22 protein-coding genes are annotated in these 24,326 nt (G+C 31.6%); 4 read left to right on the forward strand and 18 right to left on the reverse strand.

Annotation, left to right across the window (positions count from 1 at the left end):
• Window positions 1–46: 46 nt before the first annotated feature.
• Window positions 47–2,752 carry an aconitate hydratase AcnA gene (gene acnA, locus ssp1_RS07145; RefSeq protein ID WP_002451312.1) on the reverse strand — a complete coding sequence of 902 codons (2,706 nt, stop codon included), beginning with the start codon at window positions 2,750–2,752 and terminating at the stop codon, window positions 47–49.
• Between the two features lie 295 nt (window positions 2,753–3,047).
• Entirely contained in the window at window positions 3,048–4,691 is a 1,644-nt protein-coding gene (locus tag ssp1_RS07150) for a glycine betaine uptake BCCT transporter (protein ID WP_075778828.1), read from the reverse strand.
• A 213-nt stretch (window positions 4,692–4,904) separates the two neighbouring features.
• On the opposite strand from ssp1_RS07150, the gene mscL reads away from it, so the two are divergent.
• Window positions 4,905–5,261 (forward strand): large conductance mechanosensitive channel protein MscL, encoded by a 357-nt coding sequence (gene mscL / locus ssp1_RS07155; RefSeq protein WP_002451310.1) that lies wholly within the window; start codon window positions 4,905–4,907, stop codon window positions 5,259–5,261.
• Between the two features lie 75 nt (window positions 5,262–5,336).
• Here mscL and sbcC read toward each other — a convergent pair whose 3' ends face one another.
• The 8 genes from sbcC to sosA all read right to left on the reverse strand — a co-directional run bounded on the left by sbcC (window position 5,337) and on the right by sosA (window position 13,884).
• Window positions 5,337–8,366: an exonuclease subunit SbcC gene (gene sbcC, locus ssp1_RS07160; RefSeq protein WP_118828163.1), complete on the reverse strand. Its 3,030-nt coding sequence runs from the start codon at window positions 8,364–8,366 to the stop codon at window positions 5,337–5,339.
• Window positions 8,367–8,371: 5 nt separating this feature from the next.
• Window positions 8,372–9,496 (reverse strand): exonuclease subunit SbcD, encoded by a 1,125-nt coding sequence (sbcD, locus tag ssp1_RS07165; protein WP_075778830.1) that lies wholly within the window; start codon window positions 9,494–9,496, stop codon window positions 8,372–8,374.
• 106 nt (window positions 9,497–9,602) lie between these two features.
• Window positions 9,603–10,070, reverse strand: a complete 468-nt coding sequence (locus ssp1_RS07170) for a CcdC family protein (RefSeq protein ID WP_049425459.1) — start codon at window positions 10,068–10,070, stop codon at window positions 9,603–9,605.
• A gap of 203 nt (window positions 10,071–10,273) precedes the next feature.
• Window positions 10,274–10,456 (reverse strand): hypothetical protein, encoded by a 183-nt coding sequence (locus ssp1_RS07175; RefSeq protein ID WP_002451306.1) that lies wholly within the window; start codon window positions 10,454–10,456, stop codon window positions 10,274–10,276.
• Between the two features lie 196 nt (window positions 10,457–10,652).
• Window positions 10,653–10,895 (reverse strand): YneF family protein, encoded by a 243-nt coding sequence (locus ssp1_RS07180; RefSeq protein ID WP_015365032.1) that lies wholly within the window; start codon window positions 10,893–10,895, stop codon window positions 10,653–10,655.
• 214 nt (window positions 10,896–11,109) lie between these two features.
• Window positions 11,110–13,098, reverse strand: coding sequence for a transketolase (tkt, locus tag ssp1_RS07185; RefSeq protein ID WP_118828164.1), 1,989 nt, complete (start codon window positions 13,096–13,098; stop codon window positions 11,110–11,112).
• A gap of 133 nt (window positions 13,099–13,231) precedes the next feature.
• Complete coding sequence (locus ssp1_RS07190) at window positions 13,232–13,468, reverse strand: DUF896 domain-containing protein (protein ID WP_002451303.1); 237 nt, start codon at window positions 13,466–13,468, stop codon at window positions 13,232–13,234.
• 182 nt (window positions 13,469–13,650) lie between these two features.
• Entirely contained in the window at window positions 13,651–13,884 is a 234-nt protein-coding gene (sosA, locus tag ssp1_RS07195) for a DNA damage-induced cell division inhibitor SosA (RefSeq protein ID WP_002451302.1), read from the reverse strand.
• A 142-nt stretch (window positions 13,885–14,026) separates the two neighbouring features.
• Here sosA and lexA point away from each other — a divergent pair, with 142 nt between their 5' ends.
• Complete coding sequence (lexA, locus tag ssp1_RS07200; RefSeq protein WP_002451301.1) at window positions 14,027–14,650, forward strand: transcriptional repressor LexA; 624 nt, start codon at window positions 14,027–14,029, stop codon at window positions 14,648–14,650.
• Between the two features lie 188 nt (window positions 14,651–14,838).
• On the opposite strand, the gene ssp1_RS07205 is transcribed toward lexA, so the two are convergent.
• From ssp1_RS07205 to ssp1_RS07225, 5 genes are all read right to left on the reverse strand, one after another.
• Window positions 14,839–15,864, reverse strand: coding sequence for a CAP domain-containing protein (locus tag ssp1_RS07205; RefSeq protein WP_080496619.1), 1,026 nt, complete (start codon window positions 15,862–15,864; stop codon window positions 14,839–14,841).
• A gap of 14 nt (window positions 15,865–15,878) precedes the next feature.
• Window positions 15,879–16,856, reverse strand: a complete 978-nt coding sequence (guaC, locus tag ssp1_RS07210; protein ID WP_075778833.1) for a GMP reductase — start codon at window positions 16,854–16,856, stop codon at window positions 15,879–15,881.
• A 158-nt stretch (window positions 16,857–17,014) separates the two neighbouring features.
• Window positions 17,015–17,284, reverse strand: a complete 270-nt coding sequence (gene rpsN / locus ssp1_RS07215; protein WP_002451298.1) for a 30S ribosomal protein S14 — start codon at window positions 17,282–17,284, stop codon at window positions 17,015–17,017.
• A gap of 188 nt (window positions 17,285–17,472) precedes the next feature.
• On the reverse strand, window positions 17,473–17,622 hold the full coding sequence (gene rpmG / locus ssp1_RS07220) for a 50S ribosomal protein L33 (protein ID WP_001831295.1): 150 nt from the start codon (window positions 17,620–17,622) through the stop codon (window positions 17,473–17,475).
• A gap of 78 nt (window positions 17,623–17,700) precedes the next feature.
• Window positions 17,701–19,218: a catalase gene (locus tag ssp1_RS07225; RefSeq protein ID WP_075778834.1), complete on the reverse strand. Its 1,518-nt coding sequence runs from the start codon at window positions 19,216–19,218 to the stop codon at window positions 17,701–17,703.
• A 205-nt stretch (window positions 19,219–19,423) separates the two neighbouring features.
• Between ssp1_RS07225 and ssp1_RS07230 the strand changes: the two genes are divergently transcribed.
• Together ssp1_RS07230 and ssp1_RS07235 are read left to right on the forward strand one after the other, a co-directional pair.
• Window positions 19,424–20,875 (forward strand): amino acid permease, encoded by a 1,452-nt coding sequence (locus ssp1_RS07230; RefSeq protein ID WP_075778835.1) that lies wholly within the window; start codon window positions 19,424–19,426, stop codon window positions 20,873–20,875.
• A 201-nt stretch (window positions 20,876–21,076) separates the two neighbouring features.
• Complete coding sequence (locus ssp1_RS07235) at window positions 21,077–21,391, forward strand: hypothetical protein (RefSeq protein ID WP_002451295.1); 315 nt, start codon at window positions 21,077–21,079, stop codon at window positions 21,389–21,391.
• 98 nt (window positions 21,392–21,489) lie between these two features.
• On the opposite strand, the gene ssp1_RS07240 is transcribed toward ssp1_RS07235, so the two are convergent.
• Genes ssp1_RS07240 through thrC form a run of 3 tightly spaced genes read right to left on the reverse strand, consistent with a single transcriptional unit; the run spans window position 21,490 to window position 24,324 of the window.
• On the reverse strand, window positions 21,490–22,293 hold the full coding sequence (locus tag ssp1_RS07240; protein ID WP_002451294.1) for a Cof-type HAD-IIB family hydrolase: 804 nt from the start codon (window positions 22,291–22,293) through the stop codon (window positions 21,490–21,492).
• A gap of 53 nt (window positions 22,294–22,346) precedes the next feature.
• Entirely contained in the window at window positions 22,347–23,261 is a 915-nt protein-coding gene (gene thrB / locus ssp1_RS07245; protein WP_075778836.1) for a homoserine kinase, read from the reverse strand.
• Window position 23,262: 1 nt separating this feature from the next.
• Complete coding sequence (gene thrC, locus ssp1_RS07250) at window positions 23,263–24,324, reverse strand: threonine synthase (RefSeq protein ID WP_107533165.1); 1,062 nt, start codon at window positions 24,322–24,324, stop codon at window positions 23,263–23,265.
• Window positions 24,325–24,326: the final 2 nt, after the last annotated feature.

Here is a 24,326-nt window from a genome sequence, read left to right on the forward strand (position 1 = left end):
AACAGTGCTAACCTAAACGTTAGCACTGTCAAAAGTCACTTTGTGATTATTGAGCTAATTTATTTCTTAATACCATTTGTAGAATACCGCCATGACGATAATAATCTAATTCTACTAATGAATCGAAACGAACCATTGCTTCAAAATCAACAACTTCTCCGTTTTCTTTCTTAGCATGAACAGTTACTAAGTCATGAGGTTTAACTGTTTCATCGATATCTACAGAAATTTCTTCTTTACCTTCTAAACCTAGAGAATCAGCTGATTCACCTTGTTTAAATTGTAATGGTAATACACCCATCATTACTAAGTTTGAACGGTGGATACGTTCATAACTTTGTGCGATAACAGTTTTAACACCTAATAAGTTTGTACCTTTAGCAGCCCAGTCACGAGATGAACCCATACCGTAATCATTACCTGCTAAAACAGCTAAACCAGTACCATTTTCTTTATATTTCATAGCTGCATCATAGATAGGCATGATTTCTCCTGTAGGCCAGTATGTTGTAAATCCACCTTCAGTACCTGGCGCTAATTGGTTTTTAATACGGATATTAGCGAAAGTACCACGTACCATTACTTCATGGTTACCACGTCTTGAACCATAAGAGTTAAATTCTCTAATTGGAACATCATGGTCTAATAAATATTTACCTGCTGGCGTATCTTTACCGATAGCACCTGCTGGAGAAATGTGGTCAGTTGTAACTGAGTCACCAAATTTACCCATAATACGTAAATCTTTTAATGGTTCAATAGTTCCTGGTTCTTTAGATAAACCTTGGAAGAATGATGGATTTTGAATATAAGTTGAATTTGGATCGAAATCATATAATGGTGCGTCAGTAACGTCGATTTCATTCCACATTTCATTATTTTCGTATACATTTGCATATTCTTCTAAGAATAATTCTGGTGTTACGACACTATCAACTGTATCTGCAACTTCTTTGATACTTGGCCAGATATCTTTAAGGTATACATCTTCACCATCTTTACCTTTACCAATAGGTTCATTGTGTAAATCGATATCAACTGTTCCAGCTAATGCATAAGCTACAACTAATTGTGGTGAAGCTAAGTAGTTAGCTTTAACTAATGGATGAATACGACCTTCAAAGTTACGGTTACCAGAAAGTACAGAAGTTACTAATAAATCTTCGTCAGCTACTGCTTTTTCAATTTCAGGTAATAATGGACCTGAGTTACCGATACAAGTTGTACAACCATAACCAACTAAGTTGAAACCTAAGTCATCAAGATATTCTTGTAAACCTGAATCTCTTAAATATCCAGTAACAACTTTTGAACCTGGTGCTAATGAAGTTTTTACATAATCAGGTACTTTCAAGCCTTTTTCAATTGCTTTTTTAGCAACTAGACCTGCACCTAACATAACGTAAGGGTTAGATGTATTTGTACATGATGTAATCGCTGCTATTGCAACATCACCAGTTTTCATAGTTGAAGTTCTACCGTCATTGAATTTGATTTCAGCTTTCTTATCAAATTCACTTTCATCTAAACCGTGACCTTGGTTACCAGCTGGAGCTGTAACTGATTTTTCGAATTCAGTTTTCATGTCACTTAAGAAGATTAAATCTTGTGGACGTTTTGGTCCTGATAAAGAAGCTTGAACTGTAGATAAATCTAAATCAATCACTTCAGTATATTCAGGATCTTCATTTTCAACTTGGAAGAACATATTATTTTGTTGTAAATATTCTTTTACAAGTGCAATATGATCATCTTTACGACCAGTTAATTTCATGTATTTAAGTGATTCTTCATCAACTGGGAAGAAACCACAAGTTGCACCATATTCAGGCGCCATGTTTGCAATTGTAGCACGGTCAGCTAATGGTAAGTTTGTTACACCTGGACCGAAGAATTCAACGAATTTACCAACTACACCACGTTTACGTAACTCTTCAGTTACACGTAACGCTAAGTCAGTTGCTGTTGAACCTTGTGGTAATTCATTGCTTAATCTTACTCCAATAACTTCTGGAATTGGGAAGTATGAAGGTTGTCCTAACATACCTGCTTCGGCTTCAATACCGCCGACACCCCAACCTAATACACCAATACCGTTAATCATTGTTGTATGAGAGTCAGTACCAACTAATGTATCCGGGAACGCAGTTTGTTCGCCATCAACATCACGAACATGTACAACATTCGCTAAGTACTCTAAATTTACTTGGTGAACAATACCAGTTGCTGGTGGTACAGCATTATAATTATCGAATGCTTTAGTTGCCCAGTTTAAGAATTGGTAACGTTCATAGTTACGTTCAAATTCTAATTTCATATTACGTTGTAATGCATCTGGATTAGCATAGCTATCAACTTGTACTGAGTGGTCAATAACTAAGTCTACTGGTACTTCAGGGTTGATTTTATTAATATCCCCACCAACATCATTCATTGCTTTACGTAAAGACGCTAAGTCAACTACAGCTGGTACACCAGTGAAGTCTTGTAAAATTACACGAGATGGTTTGAAAGGTACTTCACCTTCGTTACCTTTTTTGCCAAATTCTGCTAATTGTTTAATGTGATCATCAGTAATTACAAAATCATCTTCCTGACGTAACACAGATTCTAGTAATACACGGATTGAATAAGGTAACTTTGAAATTTTAGTTAAACCTTGTTCTTCTAATGATTTTAAATCATAGTACGTGTATGATTGGCCATTTAAATCAAATTGTTTCTTTGCTGTTTCTTTAAAGTTAGAAGCCATTTGATATCCCCCTTGAATTTCTATATATTTATATGCCTTAGTTAAATTGTATTATTATATGTTTTCGAACACAACTGTATAGGTATATAAAGGAGTCATTTTTCATTTCGCATTTTTAATCAGGTTATATAAGTAAAACTTATTATGACGCATTTGTACTATAAGTTATTTTTATTAATTGAGAATGGTTATCAATCGCAAGTAATTATTATTTTATATGCTTGAAACATAAAAATAGCTATCAACAAAATTGTTGATAGCTATAAATCCACCTTTAAGTAGATAATTCATTCCATTATTCTTCTTTTTCACGATTACGTCTAGATTCACGTTTTTCTAAAATATCAGATTCGTAATCCTCTTGTTGATATTTAACATATTCTTCTAATCTGTGTTTATTAGGAGTTAATGTTAATCCTAAGAATTTACGTTCCTTATTAGCATCCTTGTAGAAACTGATCATCATTAATATGACGACAAAGGAGAATGGGAACGCACTAATAATGGCGGCACTCTGAATTGCGTTGAGTGCTTTTGTTCCATCTCCGCCACCAGCTAATAATAATACAAAGGCAATAAGTGCTTGAGCAATACCCCAAGTTACTTTAACCATACTACTTGGATTTAATGAACCAAATGTTGTTTGCATACCTAATACGAATGTTGCTGAGTCAGCTGAAGTAATAAAGAATGAAGCAATTAAAATAAGTGCAATAAATGATAATACAATACCTAATGGTACGTGGTTGAATACACCAAATAATTGTGTTTCTGGAGTCATTTTGAATAAATCTGGATGTTTCTTACCAGTTTCGATACCAAGAACACCGAATACACTGAACCAGATGAAACTAACAATCGCTGGTACTAATAGTACACCAGAAATAAATTCTCTGATTGAGCGTCCTTTTGAAACTCTGGCAATAAACACACCAACGAATGGACTCCAACTTAACCACCAGCCCCAGTAGTAAAGTGTCCACGTAGACATCCATTCACGTTTTTGTCCATTTAACGCTGCAGTATCAAAACTATTAAATAAGAATGTATTTAATAAGCTACCTGTTGAACTAGTCATCATGTTTAAGATTAAAACAGTCGGTCCAATAATTAATGTAATGATCATTAATAAAGCACCTAATCCGATGTTAAGATTACTTAAATATTGGATACCTTTACTTAAACCTGACCAAGCACTTGCAATAAATAAGATTGTAACTATTACAATAATAATAGCTTGAACCCAAGTTGTATTCGGTACGCCAAATAAGTAATTTAAACCACCGTTGATTTGTAATGCACCCATACCAAGTGATACGGCTACACCAACTAATGTAGCAAATACTGAAAGTACGTCGATGAATGTTCCAATAGGTCCTTCAACTTTATCACCTAAAATTGGACGTAAAGTTCTAGATAATAATCCAGGCTCTCCTTTACGGAATTGTGCATAAGCAAGTGCCAATGCTACAACACCATAAACAGCCCATGCATGGAAGCCCCAATGGAAGAACGTTGAACGTAATGCTTCTGTGTAAGCTTCTGTCGTTTTCGGATCAGCATCAGGTGGTGAAGCAAAATGAGACATTGGCTCGGCTGCACCATAAAAGACTAAACCGATACCCATACCGGCACTGAATAACATCGCAAACCAAGAAATAGTATTAAATTCCGGTTTGTCATTTGGTTTACCTAATTTAAGTTTCCCAATTGGACTGAAGATAAGGAAAATACAGAAGAATACTATAATCGTAGTTAGAATTAAGTAATACCAACCTAGTTTATCTGTTATCCACATTTTGACTTCATTCGTTACTGTGTCAAATTGTGTTGGGAAAATAGCACCAATTAATACAACAATTGCTGCGATAATTGCACTATAGATAAACACCGGAGAAATCTTCTTACCGTTCTTTTCTTTAGAAGAAGAAGAATTCATAATTAATTACTCCCTTCATATCTATTATTAAATTTTCAAACTAGTAAAATTAAAATATTCTTTTTTTATCTTAAAACATTTAATTTTACTAAAGCACTACTATAGGATAACAAACGTCCTATTTAGAATCAAATTTGATTAAATTTCCTATTTGCTAAATTAATTATATGTTGTATAATGGCTCTTAAATATTGTTTAGAAAGGACTATTTAAATGCTAAAAGAATTTAAAGACTTTGCGTTAAAAGGCAACGTGTTAGATTTAGCTGTAGCCGTTGTTATGGGAGCAGCTTTCAATAAAATTATCTCTGCATTAGTCGAATACATCATTATGCCATTAATTGGGAAAATTTTCGGTTCAGTTAATTTTGCAGAAGATTGGGCTTTTTGGGGAATTAAATATGGTTTATTCATTCAATCAATAATTGATTTCATAATCATTGCTTTTGCATTATTTATCTTTGTAAAAATTGCAAATACTTTAATGAAGAATGAAGAACCAGAAGAGGAATTAGAACAAAATACTGTTCTTTTAACTGAAATTAGAGATTTATTAAGAGAAAAACATTAGTAATAATTTTAAATCGATTTATCAACTTTTTAATTGTAAGTTGATAAATCGATTTTTTTATAGAGAAATTTTACTTTAGTTCCATTTAAATTTTGTCATACTTTGATATTGATTTGATGTAACCTCTAAAATGAGTGGTATTCTTTGTTTTAGTTCACTAACATGGGAAATAATACCTACCATTCTTCCCGTTGATTTGAGGTTCACTAATGTATCTAGTGCGGTTTCAAGTGTTTCTTGATCTAATGTACCAAAACCTTCATCAATAAACATTGATTGAAGAGAGATACCGCCTGATTCTTGTTGAACAATTTCACTTAAACCTAATGCTAGCGCTAGAGATGCTTGGAATGTCTCTCCACCTGATAAAGAACTGATATGTCTTGCTTTATTAGAATAAAAATCGAAAACATCAATTTCCAGACCACTAAACCCTTGAGATAAAGCTTCCCTTCTTTGCAATTGATATCTTTGACCACTCATAGTAGCAAGACGTAAATTAGCTTGTGCTATAATTTTTTCTAAATAATAAATCAGAACATAATTTTCCAATGTTAATTTTTGACTGTTTCTACCAGACAGAATTTCTGCAAGATTAAATATATCTTGTTGCTCTTTCAACTCTTTATTTAAATACTCGATATTAGATACGATTTCATCCACTTTTTGTTGATTTAATTTCAGTTGATATTCTAATGTGGCTATTTCATGATTCAAATGTTCAAGTTCAACTTTAAGTTGTGAAAGTGCTTTTTGAATTTCTTCTATATTATCTAATTTTTTCCCTGCAACTAACTCTTTAAGTCTGTTCATTTCCAATTCATACTTATGGATTTGTTTATCATATTCTTTAATTTCATTCTCAATTTTTTCTTTTTCATTAACAATTTTAACTATATCCTGAACCTGCTCAATAGAATCTATATTTAAACGATTCATTTCAGCTTCTATCGATTGTTGTGTTTGTTTGATATCTTCTTGGATTTCATTCTTAGTTTGCTTATGATGCTGCAAGTTATTTTCTTCAATACTTAATTTTTGAGCAATTTCATTTCTATTTTGTTGATGCTCTTCAAGTGATTTTAAATAATGATCTACATTACTTTTTAGCTTTTTAAAATATGATTCAAATTCATCTATTTCAGTATGTTTAGTTGTTGATTCAAAATCATTGATTCGTATCTCACATTGTTCAATTTTTGATTCAGCATTCTTAACTTCATTTCTAATTTCAAACGTTTCTTGACGTTTTCGTTCTACTTTCTTATTCGTTTTTAAGATAAATTCATTTTCTTTTTGTTGTTTTTCTTTTTCTTCTTTCTTTCTACTGATTTTAGAATACAGATTTTCAATATCCGGTATGGAATTTTGATCAATATAAATATTATTTATTTGCTCTGTTAAATGATTTAAAGAACTTTCCAATTTTGCTTTATCAATATTCATTTTATTAAGATCTTCTTGTAATGATTGAATTAAATTTTGCTTTTTATTAATACTATCAAAATCAATATGTTGTCCTAATGAAGTAATTTCATTCCCGCAAATTGGACATATGTCGCCAAGTGACACGACTTGTTGAAGTTGTTCTACTAAAGTTTCTTTGTTATTTAAATTAATTTCTGTCTTATCTATTTCATATAGCTTATTAGATAAGTCATCTATTTCAATACACTTTTGATTATAAGACGCTTTAGTGTCATTCAACTTAGAATTTAATTCTTCTTTCATTTGCATATCATTTTTTAACTTTTCAGCTTGTTCTATTTCCTTTTCAATATTGAAAATATCTTGACTCAATTGTTCAACATGACTGTAGTTGATTTCTTTTGATTTAATAGCTTCATTTAATTCTAATAATTCACGTTCTACTAATTCGCTTTTTTCATTTAAATTTACTAGTTGAGAGGATAAACGTTCTTTTTCTTTATAACTATTTAAATACTGAGACAAATTGTTATAGAAAGTATTAGTCTTTTCTAAATAGTCTTTTTCTATGTTTATAGACTCCTCTTGTTCAGATAGTTGATTTAATCCTAATTGATTTTCTTCTTTTTCTTTTAATAAATTATTAATTGAATGCACAGCAATTTCTATAGATTTTTCTGCTTGATTTAACTTTTTATTGGCCGCTTCATTTCTATCGAGTAGTTGCGATAATGGTTTAATTTCATTAATCTTATTCAGTTTCGCTCGATGTTGATTAATAAAACTTTCATTTTGCTTAAGTTGCTTTAATTCATTTTCATTTTTCTTTAACTCATTTAAATTGAATTCTAACTCTTTATTATCATTGAGTTTTTGTTCTACTTTTTCTATTTCATTTTCATGACTTTTCTTTTGTTCATATTTTTTTCGCCCTATTTTTTCACCAAATTCATTAAATCTATGTAATACTTCATTGATTTTATCTGTTTGATGTACATTGATACTTTTTAATTCTTCTAGATCATTATTTTCAAAAGTATGGATGTCATTCCATAATCGTTCAATATTTTTATATCTTTCTTCAATTTGGATTTTTTCATTTTTAACATTTTCATTTAATCGTTTTTCTATTTCTTCAAATCGTTCACTATTAAAGAGTGTTCTTAATATCCCTTGCTTTTCTTTACTATTAGATAATAAGAATTTTTTAAATTCGCCTTGTGGCAAAATAAATAATTGTCTAAACTGTTCAGCATTAACACCAATTAAGTCGATGATAAATTGGTTACCTGCACTCACCATACTTTCCCTTAAATCAAATTCGTTTTCTATATACTCGAAAACATTTAATTTCGCGGGAGTTTTGGTGGTATTTCCCTCTTTGACAAAAGGCCCCGTACGAACTATCTTAAATAGTTTATCATTAAGTTCAAATTCGAACGTCACTTGCATTGCTGAATTTCCATCTGCAAAATGACTTCTTAAATCATTCTCCTTTCTATTTTTAGTTGAAGCTTCGCCATATAAAGCATATACGATAGCATCAAATATCATTGTTTTACCGGAACCAGTCTTACCACTAATTAAGAACAATTGATTTTGATCTATATTTCTAAAATCTATTGTTTCATTTAAGAAAGGACCAAAATTGTTCAGCTTTAACATCATTGGTTTCAAAGTAATTAATCTTCCTTTCTTATCAAATCATTAATAATTTGATTCATTTTCTTTTCTTGAACATCAGTCAATTGCTCATTGGTGATTGTTTTATAAAAATTATTAATAATTGATAGATCATCTTCTTTTTTTATTTCAATGTGTTGAATTGCTTCATGGTGCTCAAACGTTTCGTTTGTTAATGCTAATGTATTGGGATAGATTTGTTTCAAGTTAATAATAGGATCTGTAATATGAGACATATTTCTTAATTTGAAATGGATATAATTATTCTTATTTGATACGTTTACCTTTTCTTGTATAACGTCTTGATAATCACCTGTGACTATTTCTAATTTTCTCAATGGTTCTATTGGAACAAAATAATCTTGAATATCATTTTTTTGATTAAACTTGACTACTCGATAACCTTTAGGTTGCCCTACTTCTGAAAAAGAATATTGAAGTAATGATCCACTGTATTTAATAGTGTCTTCATTAATACTAAATGGATGATGTAAGTGTCCTAACATGACAAAATCAAAAATATTAAATGATTTTCTTTCTACTGTTTCGACAGTACCTATAGTTAATGGTCTTTCTGAATCGGATGTCTTACCACCTTGTACAGTTAAATGGCCAATCAATACATTAATGTCTTGAGGTTGAAGTGTTTCTGACATACTAGTTATACATTTATCCAATGCTTGTTGATGTGTTTGAATTGAGTCATCTTTAAAATAGTGTTGTACTTCAGCAACAGTTGCAAAAGGTAATGTATAAAAATTGATACCATTAATACGAATGGGCTGTGTCATATTTTCTAATTTAGTTCTAATATATAAATTACTATGTTCGAACCAACTTGCACCATAATTCAAACGCTCTTTTCCATCATGATTTCCACTAATTAAAATAACTGGAATTTTTAAATCAATATTTAACTTGGAAATCGTCTTTTCGAATAATTTAATCGTATCTTTACCTGGATATGTAGTATCGTATAAGTCTCCAGCAATAACGATTATGTCTGGTTTTTCTTCTTTCATTTGATTTATAAATTGATCTAATACATACCTTTGATCTTCAAGTAATTGTTTACCATTTAAAATGCGACCTAGATGCCAATCTGCTGTATGGATTACCTTCATTTTTTACCTCCGAATAGAACGTTTGTTCGTATTAATCATAATACTTTTTCTCACATATTTCAAGCAAAAAACCACTCATCTCAGTAGATAAGTGGCTCTTATATATTTAATGAACAATAGATTTTTTTACTTTTTTGTACTTGTAATACATCGCTAATCTCCATGGTACTATCATACAAAAAGCTAATAAGAAAAACATACCAGCAATCTCTCCTGGGTCAATCTCATTGCTAATGAATATTTTTATAACAGTACGTATAACTAATAGTGATATCAAGATAATTGGAAATGCTTTTGAACGTTTCATATAAATCTCGCTACCTTTTACTTCGAAACGTGATGTCCATATTAAGACTGTTGAAAATAAAACACCTAAGACAAAAGATTCTAGTATCTCAATCCCTGTTAATCTAAAATACGGTATTACATACATTAAAGCACCCGTTGCCATGAAAAATGGTGGTAAAATAATTTTCTTTTCATTGACTGGAAATTTTTGTGCTTTCATACGAATCACAATAACAACTGCACCCATCAAGAATGCAACTACAATTGAAAATATTAAATATGCCACTGTTACACCTTCTCATATATTCTAAACTGCAATACTCTTTTTTAATCACGTGTTAGTATATCATTAATCATGTATATTTTCATAGCTTTTAATTTAAGAAATGCTTCCCACAAAATCAAACAATTTAAACTTTATTTAACTTTTGAATTCTCATAAAGCACTTAACTTTTATTGTAGTATAAGAATAAAACAGTATGCATATGTCATTTATCATAAATGACATATCCTAACCACCAGAAAAAGAATAATAATATAACCGTGATAATAAATGTTAACAATAATCGTAAAACCACATGCACTTTAAGTTGATTGCCAATGAATGACCCTATTAAAACCGATAAGAATGATGCAATACCTATAATGATACTATCTGGTTCTAAATTCATATTAACACTCACCTCAAAAATTAATAATTAATTATAGATTCTTAACGATAAACTTAATAATTCCAATAATCCTCACCTTATTATAAAAACATTTTAATTTTAACTTAACATTTAAGAATTGTATTTAAAAGAATGATCATATCAAAAAAAGGATTAAGACAGCATTTTATAACTGTCTTAATCCTTTTTATCTTTTTTATTTCTTTTGACCTTTCATACCTTGGTCCATATTTTTGTTCATCATAGTCATCATTTGATTGATTTTCTTTTGAGAAGGTTTTTGACCCATTTGCATCATCATCATACGTAGCATTTCTTCATTAATAGGTGGGTTTTTTTTCAAATAATCCATCATATATTTTCTAGCTAAGAAGAAACCACCAACTAAACCTGCGATTAATGCTATTACAATTAAGATAATTGCTAACCACGTTGCCATTGTTTCACCCACTTTCTTTATCCTAATGAATTTTACTAGATTCAAATATTTATTTCAAGACAAATTTAAGACTTAAAATAATGCACATCAAAAATCATAACAAATTTTCTAATTTTATTAAACGTACTTTATAAATTATTTTAATATTTAAAAACGAAGCCTGGGACATAATAAATGTCTCAGGCTACAAATATATATTTAAATCGTCATTGAATTAAAATTCACGAATTTGATTTAAAACATTTTCTTTTGTAAATCCATATTTTTCAACAACTAAGTCGCCAGGAGCACTTGCACCAAATCCATCGATACCAATGACTTTACCTTGAGTACCGACATATTTATGCCAACCTAATGTTGATGCCATTTCAATAGCTACACGTTTAGTAATATTTGAAGGAATCACAGATTCTTTGTAGTCTTCTGATTGTTGTTCGAATGCGAACCAGTTTGGCATAGAAACCACTCGAACACCTTTACCTTGTGCGTCTAAATCTTTAGCTGCTTCAACCGCTAAGCTTACTTCAGAACCAGTTGCTAATAATAAATATTCAGGTGTTTCTTTAGATTCATAAACGACATATGCACCTTTACGCACACCTTCTTCTACTGTTTCTTCTGAAACATCTAAAGTTGGTAAATTTTGACGTGTAAGTACTAATGATGTAGGCGTGCTTTCAGATTCTAAAGCAACTTCCCAAGCAACTCTTGTTTCATTACCATCTGCTGGACGAATAACATTCATGTTAGGAATTGCACGTAATCCAGCTAATTGTTCAATTGGTTCATGAGTAGGACCATCTTCACCTACTGCAATAGAATCATGAGTAAATACAAATGTTGAATTTAATCCCATTATTGCTGATAAACGTAATGCAGGTTTTAAGTAGTCACTAAAAACAAAGAATGTTGCCCCGTATGGATGTAATCCACCGTGAGCTGCCATACCGTTAACAGCTGCGCCCATACCAAATTCACGAACACCAAACCAAATGTTTTTGCCATCACGATTATCTTTATCATAATCTTTAGCATCTTTAACATTTGACTTATTTGAACCAGCTAAGTCTGCAGATCCACCAAAGAATGATGGCACATGTTTACTTAATGCTTGAATAACTTCACCTGAGTCAGCACGAGATGCTGCATTATGTTCTGCATCAAATTTAGGTAATTCTTTTTCATAATTTTGTGGTAATTTACCACTAATCGCTAATTTGAACTCTTCAGCTAGTTCTGGATAAGATTTACTATATTCTTCAACTTTATTTTTCCAATTTTCTTCATGCTCATTAGCACGTTTTAACATTGTAGAATTGAAGATATCGTAAACTTCTTGTGGTACATTAAATCGTTTTTCAGGATCTAAACCGTATGCTTCTAATGTTAATTTACGTTCATCTTCACCTAATGGAGCACCATGTACGCCGTTAGTACCTGATTTATTTGGAGAACCAAAACCTATTACTGTTTTTACTTCAATAATAGTTGGTCCTTGTTGAGATTTAGCTTTATTAATTGCATTATCAATTTCTTCTAAGTCATTTCCATCTTTAACTAAGATGTAATTCCATCCATATGATTCAAAACGTGATTGCGTTTTTTCAGAAAAGGCTTTATCTAAATCACCATCTAATGAAATATCATTTGAATCATATAAAACGATTAACTTATCTAATTGGTTATGGCCGGCAAAAGAAGCTGCCTCATGTGAAATACCTTCCATTAAGTCGCCATCTGACGCAAGTACATAAGTATAATGATCTACTACATTATAATTATCTTTGTTAAATTTACCTGCTAAATGACTTTCCGCTAAAGCCATACCTACTGACATTGCAAAACCTTGTCCTAGTGGACCTGTTGTTACTTCTACGCCATCAGTATGTTTGAATTCTGGATGTCCTGGAGTTTTAGAACCCCATTGTCTAAATTGTTTAAGTTCATCCATTTCTAAGCTACCAGATACATGTAATAAGCTATATAATAATGCCGAACCATGTCCTGCTGATAATACAAATCTATCTCTGTTAAAATAATCTTTAGATTGGGGATTAAAATTTAGGTGTCTTGTCCATAGTGTGTATGCCATTGGTGCTGCACCCATTGGTAAACCAGGGTGTCCTGAATTGGCTTTCTCTATTGTATCGATACTTAAAGCACGAATCGTATCGATTGCTAATTGATCTTCTTTATTAAACATTATATTTTCTTCCCTTCTTCAAATAATACCTCAAATTAATTATAACTTATTTTAATATAAATTCATAAAGAAAAATCTGAAAAATCCCTCAGTTTTTCTATTAAAATAAATCTAAAATGATAAAATTTCACGCTTATTTTTCTTTCTTATTCTGTTGAATTTTCTTTAATTTTTCAGGAGTAACGTCATTACCTTCTGGATCTATCACTTTAGTATTTTCTAATTGCTTTTTGAATCCCTCTCTAAATGAATCAAGATATTTTTTTCTTAACTTAGATTGCTCTTTTGCTTCCTCGTTAGTTAAACCTTGCTCTTTCTTCTTTTTAGCTAATTCATTAATTCTATCAATATTCAAATCATTTTTAGACATTCAACTTCCTACTTTCATCTCAATTATTGTTCAATTATATATATATCATAATTTTCTAACCTTATATCATATATTTTTATATTCTTATAATAATATAGCGTTGATAAACCTTCCATAAAATATAACAAAAAAAATGAGCATAACCAAATCGTTACGCTCACTTTCTCTTTATTTAATCTATCTTAGTGGGCTAATGCGAACATAGACCCAGATTTATGTTCGCTGTTCCCATCATTATTAGGTACTTGATGTTCATTTTGGTTAGCATTCTGATGAATTTCATGATCTGTCATTTCGTACGTTTGTTCTGAATGTGCACTTTGATTAACACTTAAGAAGAATACTAAAAAGATAAGGCAAGATACTAAAAACACTGCTATATATGTTAAAAATGTCTTTGTTTGTTTTGTTAACATGAATTTCACTCCTAGAACGTTCGTTTGTATTTATAATTTAACAGAACAGATGTTCCATGTCAACACTTTAACGAACAAACGTTTGTTATTTGATTATAGAGATGCTATAATAAACTTAAATAAAACTAGGGAGTGCCTATATATGAGAGAATTAACGAAAAGACAAAGCGAAATATATGATTACATTAAGCAGATTGTTCAATCAAAAGGGTATCCGCCAAGTGTTCGCGAAATTGGTGAAGCAGTAGGATTGGCCTCAAGTTCAACCGTTCATGGTCATTTATCAAGATTAGAAGAAAAAGGCTATATTAAACGCGATCCTACTAAACCTAGAGCAATTGAAATTGTTAGCGAACAATTAAACGATAATATTAGTATGGAAGAAACGATTCATGTTCCTGTAATAGGTAAAGTAACAGCCGGTATTCCAATTACTGCAGTCGAGAATATTGAAGAATACTTTCCATTACCTGAACACTTAACTTCCACACATAATAGCGATATCTTTATTTTAAATGTTGTTGGAGACAGTATGATTGAAGCAGGTATTCTTGATGGCGATAAAGTCATCGTTCGTAGTCAAACAATCGCAGAAAATGGCGATATCATTGTTGCGATGACTGAAGATGATGAAGCAACAGTTAAAAGATTTTATAAAGAAAAGAACCGATACAGATTACAACCAGAAAATAGTACAATGGATCCAATTTACTTAGATAATGTTATAGTAGTTGGAAAAGTAATCGGTTTATATAGAGAAATGTAATCATAACTTATCCTCATAACCCCCTATAAAAAAAGGATTAGGCCATTAGCCTAATCCTTTTTATTTTGATTCTTATTCAAAACTTCTTTTACTTTTTCTAAGATATCAGGTTGTTGTTTTGATTTAGTTGACATTCTATCTACTTCCTTACAACTACTTAGTACCCCAACATATATTGTTTTAAACGATTAACCAGTATAATTTTCTGTCCAATATGGTTGTCGTTGATCATTAAAATCGACGCCGACACCTAAAGTTGAAAAGCTATCATTTAGTATGTTTTTTCTGTGTCCTAATGAATTCATTAATCCTTCGTGAGCATATATACTATTTTGTTGTCCATAGGCTAGATTTTCTCCAGCTGCATTAAAATCATGACGATCTGCTTTCAATCGGTCAAATGGCGATTTTCCATTTAAATCAGTATGATCAAAATAACTATTTTCTACCATATCTTGGCTATGCTTTCTAGCAGTGTCAGAAATGGATTTAGAATAACTTAATGTTGATAATTGTCTTTGCTTTCTTTCTGCATTAACGATATCAAAATCCTGTAATTCAAAACTTTTTTCTAAAGATTTAGAAGGTGCACCATATTGCTCTTGAAGCCTATTTTCCATTTCGTCACTTACTTGATATAACGCAGTGACACCATTCTTTTCATGTTTATCATAGAAAACTGTAGTATAAATATGCTTTTTGTGAAATACATCATATTCATCATTTTTAATTTCGAATCGCTTATTCCCTTTTTTTATCTCATCAAGAGGTTTACCTAAACGATCTCTCACCTTGTTTTTAGGTGTCGCATATTTTATTTTAGACTGAGAAGAAATTAAGTTTTGATTAGTATACATACCGTTTACTCTATCTTTAATATAACTAATCATGACAAATTGGTTATAATCATCATCGTAATACGTATACCAGTTGGTACCATATTCATTAGAAGTGATGCGCTTTTCTTTACCTAATTTATCTTCTACTTCTTTTTTTGACATATTCATTTGAACATTATTAATAGCAAACTCTTGTTTATTTGGAACATCCAAACTTATATCTTCTTCATTAGAATCTCCAAATGCCCAATGATCTATCTGTTGCCTAACTTCTATTTGAAGTTTTTCAAGTGGCTTTAACTCATTCAGTGGCAGAAAAATCACTAAACATAAACATGCGACAAAAAATACGAGAAACTTTTTAATTGTAGTCACCTACCATAAGATACTTAGTCTCTATCTCCGTTAAAGATTGAATTTCTAACAATCACATAATCTACTGTGCAAAGTGATTTTAAATCTTTTCCACCCGCATAAGAAATAGAGCTTTGTAAATCTTGTTGCATTTCTTTTAAAGTATCTTTCAATGATCCCTTATGTTCTACAAACATCTTTTTGCCTTCAACGTTTTTATGTTCGCCCTTTTGGAATTCGGAAGCACTACCAAAATATTCTTTATAGCGTTTACCTTCGAGTTCAACTGTTTCTCCCGGTGATTCTTCGTGTGCTGCAAACAATGAACCAATCATAACCATTGAAGCCCCAAAACGGATTGATTTAGCAATATCACCGTGAGTTCGTATACCACCATCAGCAATCAATGGCTTTCGAGCTGCTTTACTACATAAATTAAGTGCAGCTAATTGCCAACCACCTGTACCAAATCCTGTCTTAATTTTAGTTATACAAACTCGACCAGGTCCGATACCTACCTTCGTTGCATCAGCACCGGCATTTTCCAATTCTCTAACGCCTTCTGGTGTTCCTACATTACCTGCAATAACAAATGAATTAGGTAAATATGATTTAATATGCTTAATCATATTAATGACAGAATCAGAATGTCCATGTGCAATATCGATTGTAATATATTCAGGTGTTATTTCTTCATTTGCGAGTTGTTCAATAAATTCAAACTCGGTTTTTTTTACACCAACTGAAATAGATGCAAATAAATGATTACTTTGCATTTTTTTGATAAACGGAATTCTAGCTGCTTCATTAAATCGATGCATGATATAAAAATAGTCATTTTCTGCAAACCATTGTGCTAAATCTTCATTCATAACCGTTTGCATGTTAGCTGGTACAACTGGAAGTTTAAATGAACGTGGACCGAATTGAATTGATGTATCACATTCAGATCTACTTTCAACAATACATTTGTTTGGTATTAGTTGTATGTCTTCATAATCAAATATTTTCATATTAATCTAAAAGCCCCTTTATAAAAACAATATATTTTGGGATAAATAGCTAAAATCCGAATAATCAAAACAAAATCAGTTGCTTTATTCAGAAAAATATTATCCTTACTTACTTTACATTGTTTTATTGTTCTTGTAAATGGACTTTAGTACGAGTTTTACCAACTTGATTTTTTCACACCTGGTATTTGTCCTTTATGAGCATGTTCTCTAAATGCGATACGTGACATTTCAAATTTTCTCAATACACCTCTTGGACGTCCAGTCACTTTACATCTACGCGTTAAACGTGTAGGTGATGAATCACGTGGTAATTTTCTTAAAGCTTCATAATCACCTTTAGCTTTAAGTTCTTTTCGTAATTCAAAATATTTATCTACTAATTCTTGTCTTTTTTGTTCTTTTGCGATTTTTGATTTCTTAGCCATTCTTATTACCTCTCTTTTTACAAATCGTAATTATTACGTTTTATATAATAACACGTATTTTGATTTTTGCAACCTTGAAATTTCCTTAGCTAAGTAAATTGTTGACTTTCTTTATTAAAAAAAGACCTTTTTCGATTAAGAAAAAGATCTTTTCGCATTTCAAATTGTCGTATTTGAAAGATAAGTGATTATTTAGTTTCACGATGTAACGTATATTTGTTTAATCTTGGGCAGTATTTTTTCATTTCAATACGCTCAGGATTATTTCTTTTATTTTTAGTTGTGATATAGTTACGATCGCCACATTCTGTGCATGCTAATGTGATATTTACGCGCACGTTCAACACCCTTTCTAGTTAGGAATACTTACGATTTAAAATTTTATCATATAAATCTTCTGTGCGCAATCTTAACTTTTAATTTTTAAAGTTCTCATAAGTTTCGTCTTGCTCACCTTCTAGATCAATTGAATCAATATCAATACCTAATGCTTTCGCTACACCTTTACCATAATCTGGATCTGCTTTATAACAATGACGAATATGACGTCGTTTAACATCCTCAGTCACACCATCCATCGCATTTGCTGTATTAGTAAAGAGTCTCTCTTTGGCTTCATCTGATTGTAATCTAAATAACTTACCTGGTTGTTCAAAGTAGTTATCATCATCTTGACGTTGGTTATATTCATAACCATCACCATCAGCTGGGAATGGTGGCTTTTTAAATTCTGGTTGAGAATCATACACACCTTGATTATTTGGATAATAATGAGGTCCGCCACCTTGGTTATCATCTAATATACGCATTTGTCCATCACGACTAAATGGACATAAATTTTCAATACCTACACCTTTAGGTTGGTTAACTGGTATTTGCCAATGGTTAACTCCTAATCTATAACGTTGAGCATCACCATAAGAGAATAAACGACCTTGTAACATTTTGTCTGGTGAATAGTCTAGACCTGGAACGATGTTTGTAGGTGCAAAAGCAGCTTGTTCAACATCTTGGAAGTAGTTATTAGGATTGCGGTTTAATTCAAATTCTCCAACTTCAATTAATGGATAATCACCATGGTACCAAACTTTTGTTAAATCAAATGGGTTATCTTTATGATTTCTTGCTTGTTCTTCTGTCATTACTTGAATATACATTTTCCATTTAGGATAATCGCCATTTTCAATCGCATTATATAAATCACGTTGTGATGAATCACGATCCGTAGCAATCACGTTAGCCGCTTCTTCATCTGTTAAATTTTTAATGCCTTGTTGTGTTCTAAAATGATATTTAACCCATACGCGTTCACCTTTATCATTGTACATAGAATATGTGTGTGAACCGAATCCATGCATATGTCGTAAATCTTTTGGAATACCTCTATCAGACATTAAAATAGTCACTTGATGTAATGCTTCTGGCAATCCTGTCCAGAAATCCCAGTTATTTTGTGCACTTCTCATATTTGTTCTTGGGTCTCTTTTAACTGCTCTATTTAAACTTACGAATAATTTAGGGTCTCTAAAGAAGAATACAGGCGTATTATTACCAACTAAATCCCAGTTTCCGTCTTCAGTATAGAATTTCAAAGCAAATCCACGAATGTCTCTCTCAGCATCTGCTGCACCTCTTTCACCAGATACAGTAGAAAATCTTGCGAACATTTCAGTTTGTTTACCTACTTCTGAAAACATTTTAGCACTTGTATATTGTGTAATATCGTTAGTGACTGTAAATGTTCCAAATGCACCAGAACCTTTAGCATGCATACGTCTTTCAGGAATCACTTCACGATCAAAATGTGACATTTGCTCTAAAAAGTAAATATCCTGCATTAAAAGTGGACCTCTTGGACCTGCTGTCATACTATTTTCTCTATCAGACACGGGTGCGCCGAATAAACCTGTTAACTTGCCGTCTTGTTTAGACATTAAATTCCCCTCCACTTAAATTAGAATTATTATAATATAGTATCCATTATAAAGTATCCCCTAAATGAATGAAACTTAAACGCCTTTTCTTAGATAATTATCAGAAAATTTGAATATTTTGCTTTAAAGTGCTAAATTACTATTGAATAGTAGGTATAAAAGAATTAAAATGATGGATATATTTAAAATAGATGGGAGACAGTATATGGAAGATAATAATATGAAGAGAGGTTTAACCTCCAGACACATAACCATGATTGCTATAGGTGGTGCAATCGGAACTGGTTTGTTTGTGGCCACAGGTAGTGTCATTTCCGAAGCTGGACCTGGCGGCGCTATTCTTGCTTACCTGTTAATTGGTATCATGCTTTATTTTTTAATGGCGTCTATTGGTGAATTAGCTACTTTCTATCCAGTATCTGGTTCATTTAGTTCTTACTCTACACGATTTGTTGATCCGTCATTAGGTTTTACCATGGGCTGGTTATATTGGGGAATGTGGACCCTTGTAACAAGTGTAGACGTTATTGTTGCAGCAAATGTGTTAAAGTTTTGGGATGCTTTTAATTTCTTTAGTCCCTTAGCTTGGAGCTTGATATTTATTACGTTACTTTTACTACTAAATATCTTCTCAGTAAAAGCATTTGGTGAAACAGAGTTTTGGTTATCACTAATTAAAGTAGTCACAATTATTGTATTTATAGTTTTTGGTATTTTGATGATTTTTGGTATTTTAGGTGGACATTCTTATGGATTTGAAAATTATACTAAAGGAGAAGCACCTTTTGTAGGTGGTATCTCAGGTATCTTAAGTGTTTTATTAGTTGCTGGCTTTTCTGTAGGTGGTACAGAAGTTGTTGCAGTCACAGCTGGAGAATCAAGTGATCCAAGTAAATCAATGCCTAGAGCGATTAAACAAGTATTTTGGAGAATTTTATTATTCTATGTATTATCTATAGCAGTTATCGCTGCAATAATCCCATATATTGATCCATTACTATTAAATGAAAGTCAATCTGTTACTCAAAGTCCATTTACAATCGTATTTGACCGTATAGGTATTGCTTTTGCTGCTTCAGTCATTAATGCAGTTATTTTAACTTCATTATTATCAGCTGCAAACTCAGGTATTTATACAACAAGCAGAATGCTTTATTCACTAAGTGTTGATAAACAAGCACCACAATTTTTCAACAAATTAAATAAAGCTACTAAATTACCGATTAGATCTATTCTAACAACTTATTTATTAGTAGTAGCTGTAGTAATATATGCTAATTTTAATTCTAATGCTGTATTTAATTTATTAAACATTATTGGTTCGATGGTCATCATTGTTTGGGGCTCTAGTATTTGGGCACAAATAAGAGTGCGTCGTGCTATTAAAAAACAAGGTAAAGATGCTAATGAATTATTACCATATAAAGCACCGTTTTATCCATTCGGTCCTATAGTTGTAATTGCTACATTATTATTCTTATTATTTGGTAGTTCTTTCGGAAGCATTGCTTCTGGTGATTGGATTAGTGTGATTAGAAACTTTGCACCTATTCTAATCCTAGCAATTATCTTCTTTGTTCATAAAATGATTAAGAAAACGAAGTTTGTCAAACTTGAAGAAATGGATTTAAGTTCTCATATTTTCAAAAATAATTAAAAGTCATTAAAATGATTAATATTCATTACACCTTTCAATTGATTTGTTTAACTAATTTTAATTGAAAGGTGTATTTTATTTTGTCAAAATGAACGCGCAACAATTAATAAATTACTATTGTTTTATAATTAAAGTTTATTTTCTGTAAACAAAATATCATGTATAATAAAGTTAAGAAAAATGGCTTATGAGGTGGTTTCAATGATTGGTCAAACAAATTTGTTCGATGATGTGATTAAAAGTGACGAACGTTTTGTTATTGTCGTGCAATCTTTAGAAGAAAAAAATGGTCAACTCGTTAAGAATACATTGCGAGAATATCCAAGTTTGAATCACGACCAAATGAACAACTTATTTACACATCTTAAAGAAGTATTTTTAGAAGAAAAGTTTCAAGAAAACCAATCAGCATTTACTATAACTGTTTATACAAACCTTGATTATGCTGCGGATCAAGTTTATGCACATGTTAAGCGCTATAAAGGCAAAAATGATTGGACACACACAGCAAAATAATCTAAAAAAAGACTTAGGTAACTTGTCCTTGGTATACATCGATAACATGTTAGTAAATATGTTATCGCGTTACCATCAAGATACCTAAGTCTATTTAATTATAAAAGACGTTTTAAAGCATGTGGAATGCCATTAGAATTATTATCTAAAGTTACTTCATCCGCAATATTTTTTAATTCGTCACTTGCATTGCCCATAGCTACAGCATGACCAACAACCTCTAACATAGATTGGTCATTTAAACTATCACCAAATGCGACCACTTCTTCAAGTGAAATATCTAGTTTTTTACATAATGCTGTAATAGCATTACCTTTTGAAACATCTCTTGCCATAAATTCTAAAAAGAAGGGCTTACTTGTAGTAACATCAATGTCCTCATTAAAGAAACCATTCAAGTCGATACGCGCTTCAGTAATATTACCTACATAATCGACGCCCATAACTTTTGGCACACTATGTGTAATATAAGATTTAATATCTTCCACACGTTTCATCGGTAGACCAGTTAATTCTGATTCAATATTCATGTATTCATGATCGCCATCATAAATAATATAACCTTCGTCATAAGTTAATACTAAAAAGCCTTTTTCACGGCAATAATCTACAATCGCGTCAAAATTTTCTTTAGATACGCTTTGACTTACTTCTACTTGTTCTGTAGTCATATTAATTGTTTTACCACCGTTATAACTAATAATATAACTTTCATGTTCATTTAATTTCAATGTTCTTGCTACAGGTAACATCCCTTCAGTTGGTCTTCCTGAAGCTAAAACAACTTTATATCCTTTGTCTTGAATATCAATAAGATAAGATTGTGTTTCTGGAGATACTTGATTCTCACTATTCATTAGTGTGTCATCCATATCCATTACGATTACTTTATATTTACTCATGTTATTTCGAATCTCCTTTCAATGACTTATCTATATTTTACATCAAAACAAGCTCACTGGTACACTACTTCTTCAATGACACCAACTTCATTGATAGTCACTAATTCTGAGATACAATGTGACATGTCTTTCTTTAAAGTTCTTACTATTTCACCACTATGTTCACGTGGACTCATCGTTAATACTGTTGGTCCCGCACCACTAATGACAGTTGCATATGCATTGTGTGCTTTAGAAATTTGTCTAATTGTTGCAAATTCTGGAATTAAATGTTGACGATAGGGTTCATGAAAACCATCTTGTTCCATCATTTTTCCAGCTAATTCATATTTGTGTTGTATTAATGCACAGATCATTGTATTACTGATTGCACTATTTCTTACTGCATTAGAATGTGAAAAAGTATTTGGTAATGCTTGACGAGAATCTTCAGTTTTAAGTTCATAAGGTGGTATTGTTAGTATGATATCTACTTTAGGTACATCAATACGTGCAACATCTGTCACTTTAGTATCTGGATTATAATAACCAGAAATTAATCCACCATATATAGTAGGCGCTACATTATCAGGATGACCTTCAAACTCAGTTGCAAGTTGAAGTAATTCATACTGAGATAATTGAATATTTCCGAAATAGTTAGCAATATAGAGTGCACCTACTAACGCTGAAGCTGAAGAACCTAAACCTCTTGCTAAAGGTATATCACTTCTCATATCGATACTTAACGCTGGTAACTCTACATCATATTTATTAGCAACTTTTTGAGCGACCTGATAAATATAATTGGATTTGTCCTTTGGTAAACACTCTAGTTCTTCATTAAAGTAGTTAAATTCCCAATTATCACCTTGAATTGCTTTGACGTTCATATGAAGATATTTATTTAATGCCATACCAATCGAATCAAATCCAACACCTAAATTTGCAGTTGAAGCGGGAATTTTCAACTTTAACATAGCTTCCATATTATAAAGCTCCTTTAATATACTTAATGATGCTTTCTTTATCATTAGGAAGTGGTTGAATTGGGTTGTCTAGTAAAGAAATAGCTGTGTCTGGATCTTTCAAACCGTTTCCTGTTAAAACAGCTACAACTTTTTTGCCTTGTGGTAAGCGACCAGCACGTTTTAATTTAATTAAACCTGCAATTGAGGCATTACTAGCAGGTTCACTGAATACCCCTTCCTTAGATGTCATCATTTGATAAGCTTCTAAGATTTCTTCATCTGTCACACTATCAATTAAGCCATTTGATTCGTTTAGTGCATTAGTCGCTTTCTCCCAACTCGCAGGATTTCCAATACGAATAGCAGTAGCGACTGTTTCTGGATTTTTAATGACCTTATTTTGAACGATTGGTGACGCGCCTTCTGCTTGGAAACCAAATAATTGTGGTAGTTGACTACCTTTTTTCTCATGATATTCCTTGAAACCTTTCCAATATGCAGTTATGTTACCTGCATTCCCAACTGGAATCGCCAAAATATCTGGCGCTTCTCCGTCAAGTTGTTCTACTAACTCAAAGGCACCCGTTTTCTGCCCTTCTATTCTAAATGGATTAACAGAGTTCACCAATTCAATATCGCCATTTTTAGCAATTTCTTTTACTATTTCTAAAGCTTCATCAAAATTTCCTTCGATAGATACGATTTCCGCACCATACATTACTGCTTGTGATAATTTACCTAAAGCAATTTTACCTTCAGGAATAACTACTATTGCTTTTAATCCTGCTCTCGCTGCATATGCCGCTGCAGATGCTGACGTATTACCTGTTGACGCACAAATAACAATTTTTTTACCTTGTTCTTTTGCTTTAGTTACAGCCATAACCATACCTCTATCTTTAAAAGAACCTGTTGGGTTCGCACCTTCATATTTCACGTATAATTCAATCCCAAGCATCTCCGACATATTTGCACAATAAATTAACGGTGTATTACCTTCATTCAACGTTAATTGAGGTGTTTGATCATTTACAGGTAAATATGTTTCAAATTCTCTAACTAAACCTTGCCATCTTTTCATAA

The organism is Staphylococcus sp. M0911, from assembly GCF_003491325.1.
Taxonomy (GTDB): Bacteria; Bacillota; Bacilli; order Staphylococcales; family Staphylococcaceae; genus Staphylococcus; species Staphylococcus warneri_A.

Excerpts from the sequence above, each read along its gene's own strand:
- ssp1_RS07175 (WP_002451306.1), bottom strand. The coding sequence starts at position 10,456 with ATGAATTTAGAACCAGATAGTATCATTATAGGTATTGCATCATTCTTA.
- tkt (WP_118828164.1), bottom strand. The coding sequence starts at position 13,098 with ATGTTTAATAAAGAAGATCAATTAGCAATCGATACGATTCGTGCTTTA.
- mscL (WP_002451310.1), top strand. The coding sequence starts at position 4,905 with ATGCTAAAAGAATTTAAAGACTTTGCGTTAAAAGGCAACGTGTTAGAT.
- ssp1_RS07180 (WP_015365032.1), bottom strand. The coding sequence starts at position 10,895 with ATGGCAACGTGGTTAGCAATTATCTTAATTGTAATAGCATTAATCGCA.
- guaC (WP_075778833.1), bottom strand. The coding sequence starts at position 16,856 with ATGAAAATATTTGATTATGAAGACATACAACTAATACCAAACAAATGT.
- sbcD (WP_075778830.1), bottom strand. The coding sequence starts at position 9,496 with ATGAAGGTAATCCATACAGCAGATTGGCATCTAGGTCGCATTTTAAAT.
- acnA (WP_002451312.1), bottom strand. The coding sequence starts at position 2,752 with ATGGCTTCTAACTTTAAAGAAACAGCAAAGAAACAATTTGATTTAAAT.
- sosA (WP_002451302.1), bottom strand. The coding sequence starts at position 13,884 with ATGTTAACAAAACAAACAAAGACATTTTTAACATATATAGCAGTGTTT.
- ssp1_RS07230 (WP_075778835.1), top strand. The coding sequence starts at position 19,424 with ATGGAAGATAATAATATGAAGAGAGGTTTAACCTCCAGACACATAACC.
- lexA (WP_002451301.1), top strand. The coding sequence starts at position 14,027 with ATGAGAGAATTAACGAAAAGACAAAGCGAAATATATGATTACATTAAG.
- ssp1_RS07190 (WP_002451303.1), bottom strand. The coding sequence starts at position 13,468 with ATGTCTAAAAATGATTTGAATATTGATAGAATTAATGAATTAGCTAAA.
- ssp1_RS07235 (WP_002451295.1), top strand. The coding sequence starts at position 21,077 with ATGATTGGTCAAACAAATTTGTTCGATGATGTGATTAAAAGTGACGAA.
- thrB (WP_075778836.1), bottom strand. The coding sequence starts at position 23,261 with ATGGAAGCTATGTTAAAGTTGAAAATTCCCGCTTCAACTGCAAATTTA.
- rpsN (WP_002451298.1), bottom strand. The coding sequence starts at position 17,284 with ATGGCTAAGAAATCAAAAATCGCAAAAGAACAAAAAAGACAAGAATTA.
- ssp1_RS07150 (WP_075778828.1), bottom strand. The coding sequence starts at position 4,691 with ATGAATTCTTCTTCTTCTAAAGAAAAGAACGGTAAGAAGATTTCTCCG.
- ssp1_RS07240 (WP_002451294.1), bottom strand. The coding sequence starts at position 22,293 with ATGAGTAAATATAAAGTAATCGTAATGGATATGGATGACACACTAATG.
- ssp1_RS07225 (WP_075778834.1), bottom strand. The coding sequence starts at position 19,218 with ATGTCTAAACAAGACGGCAAGTTAACAGGTTTATTCGGCGCACCCGTG.
- thrC (WP_107533165.1), bottom strand. The coding sequence starts at position 24,324 with ATGAAAAGATGGCAAGGTTTAGTTAGAGAATTTGAAACATATTTACCT.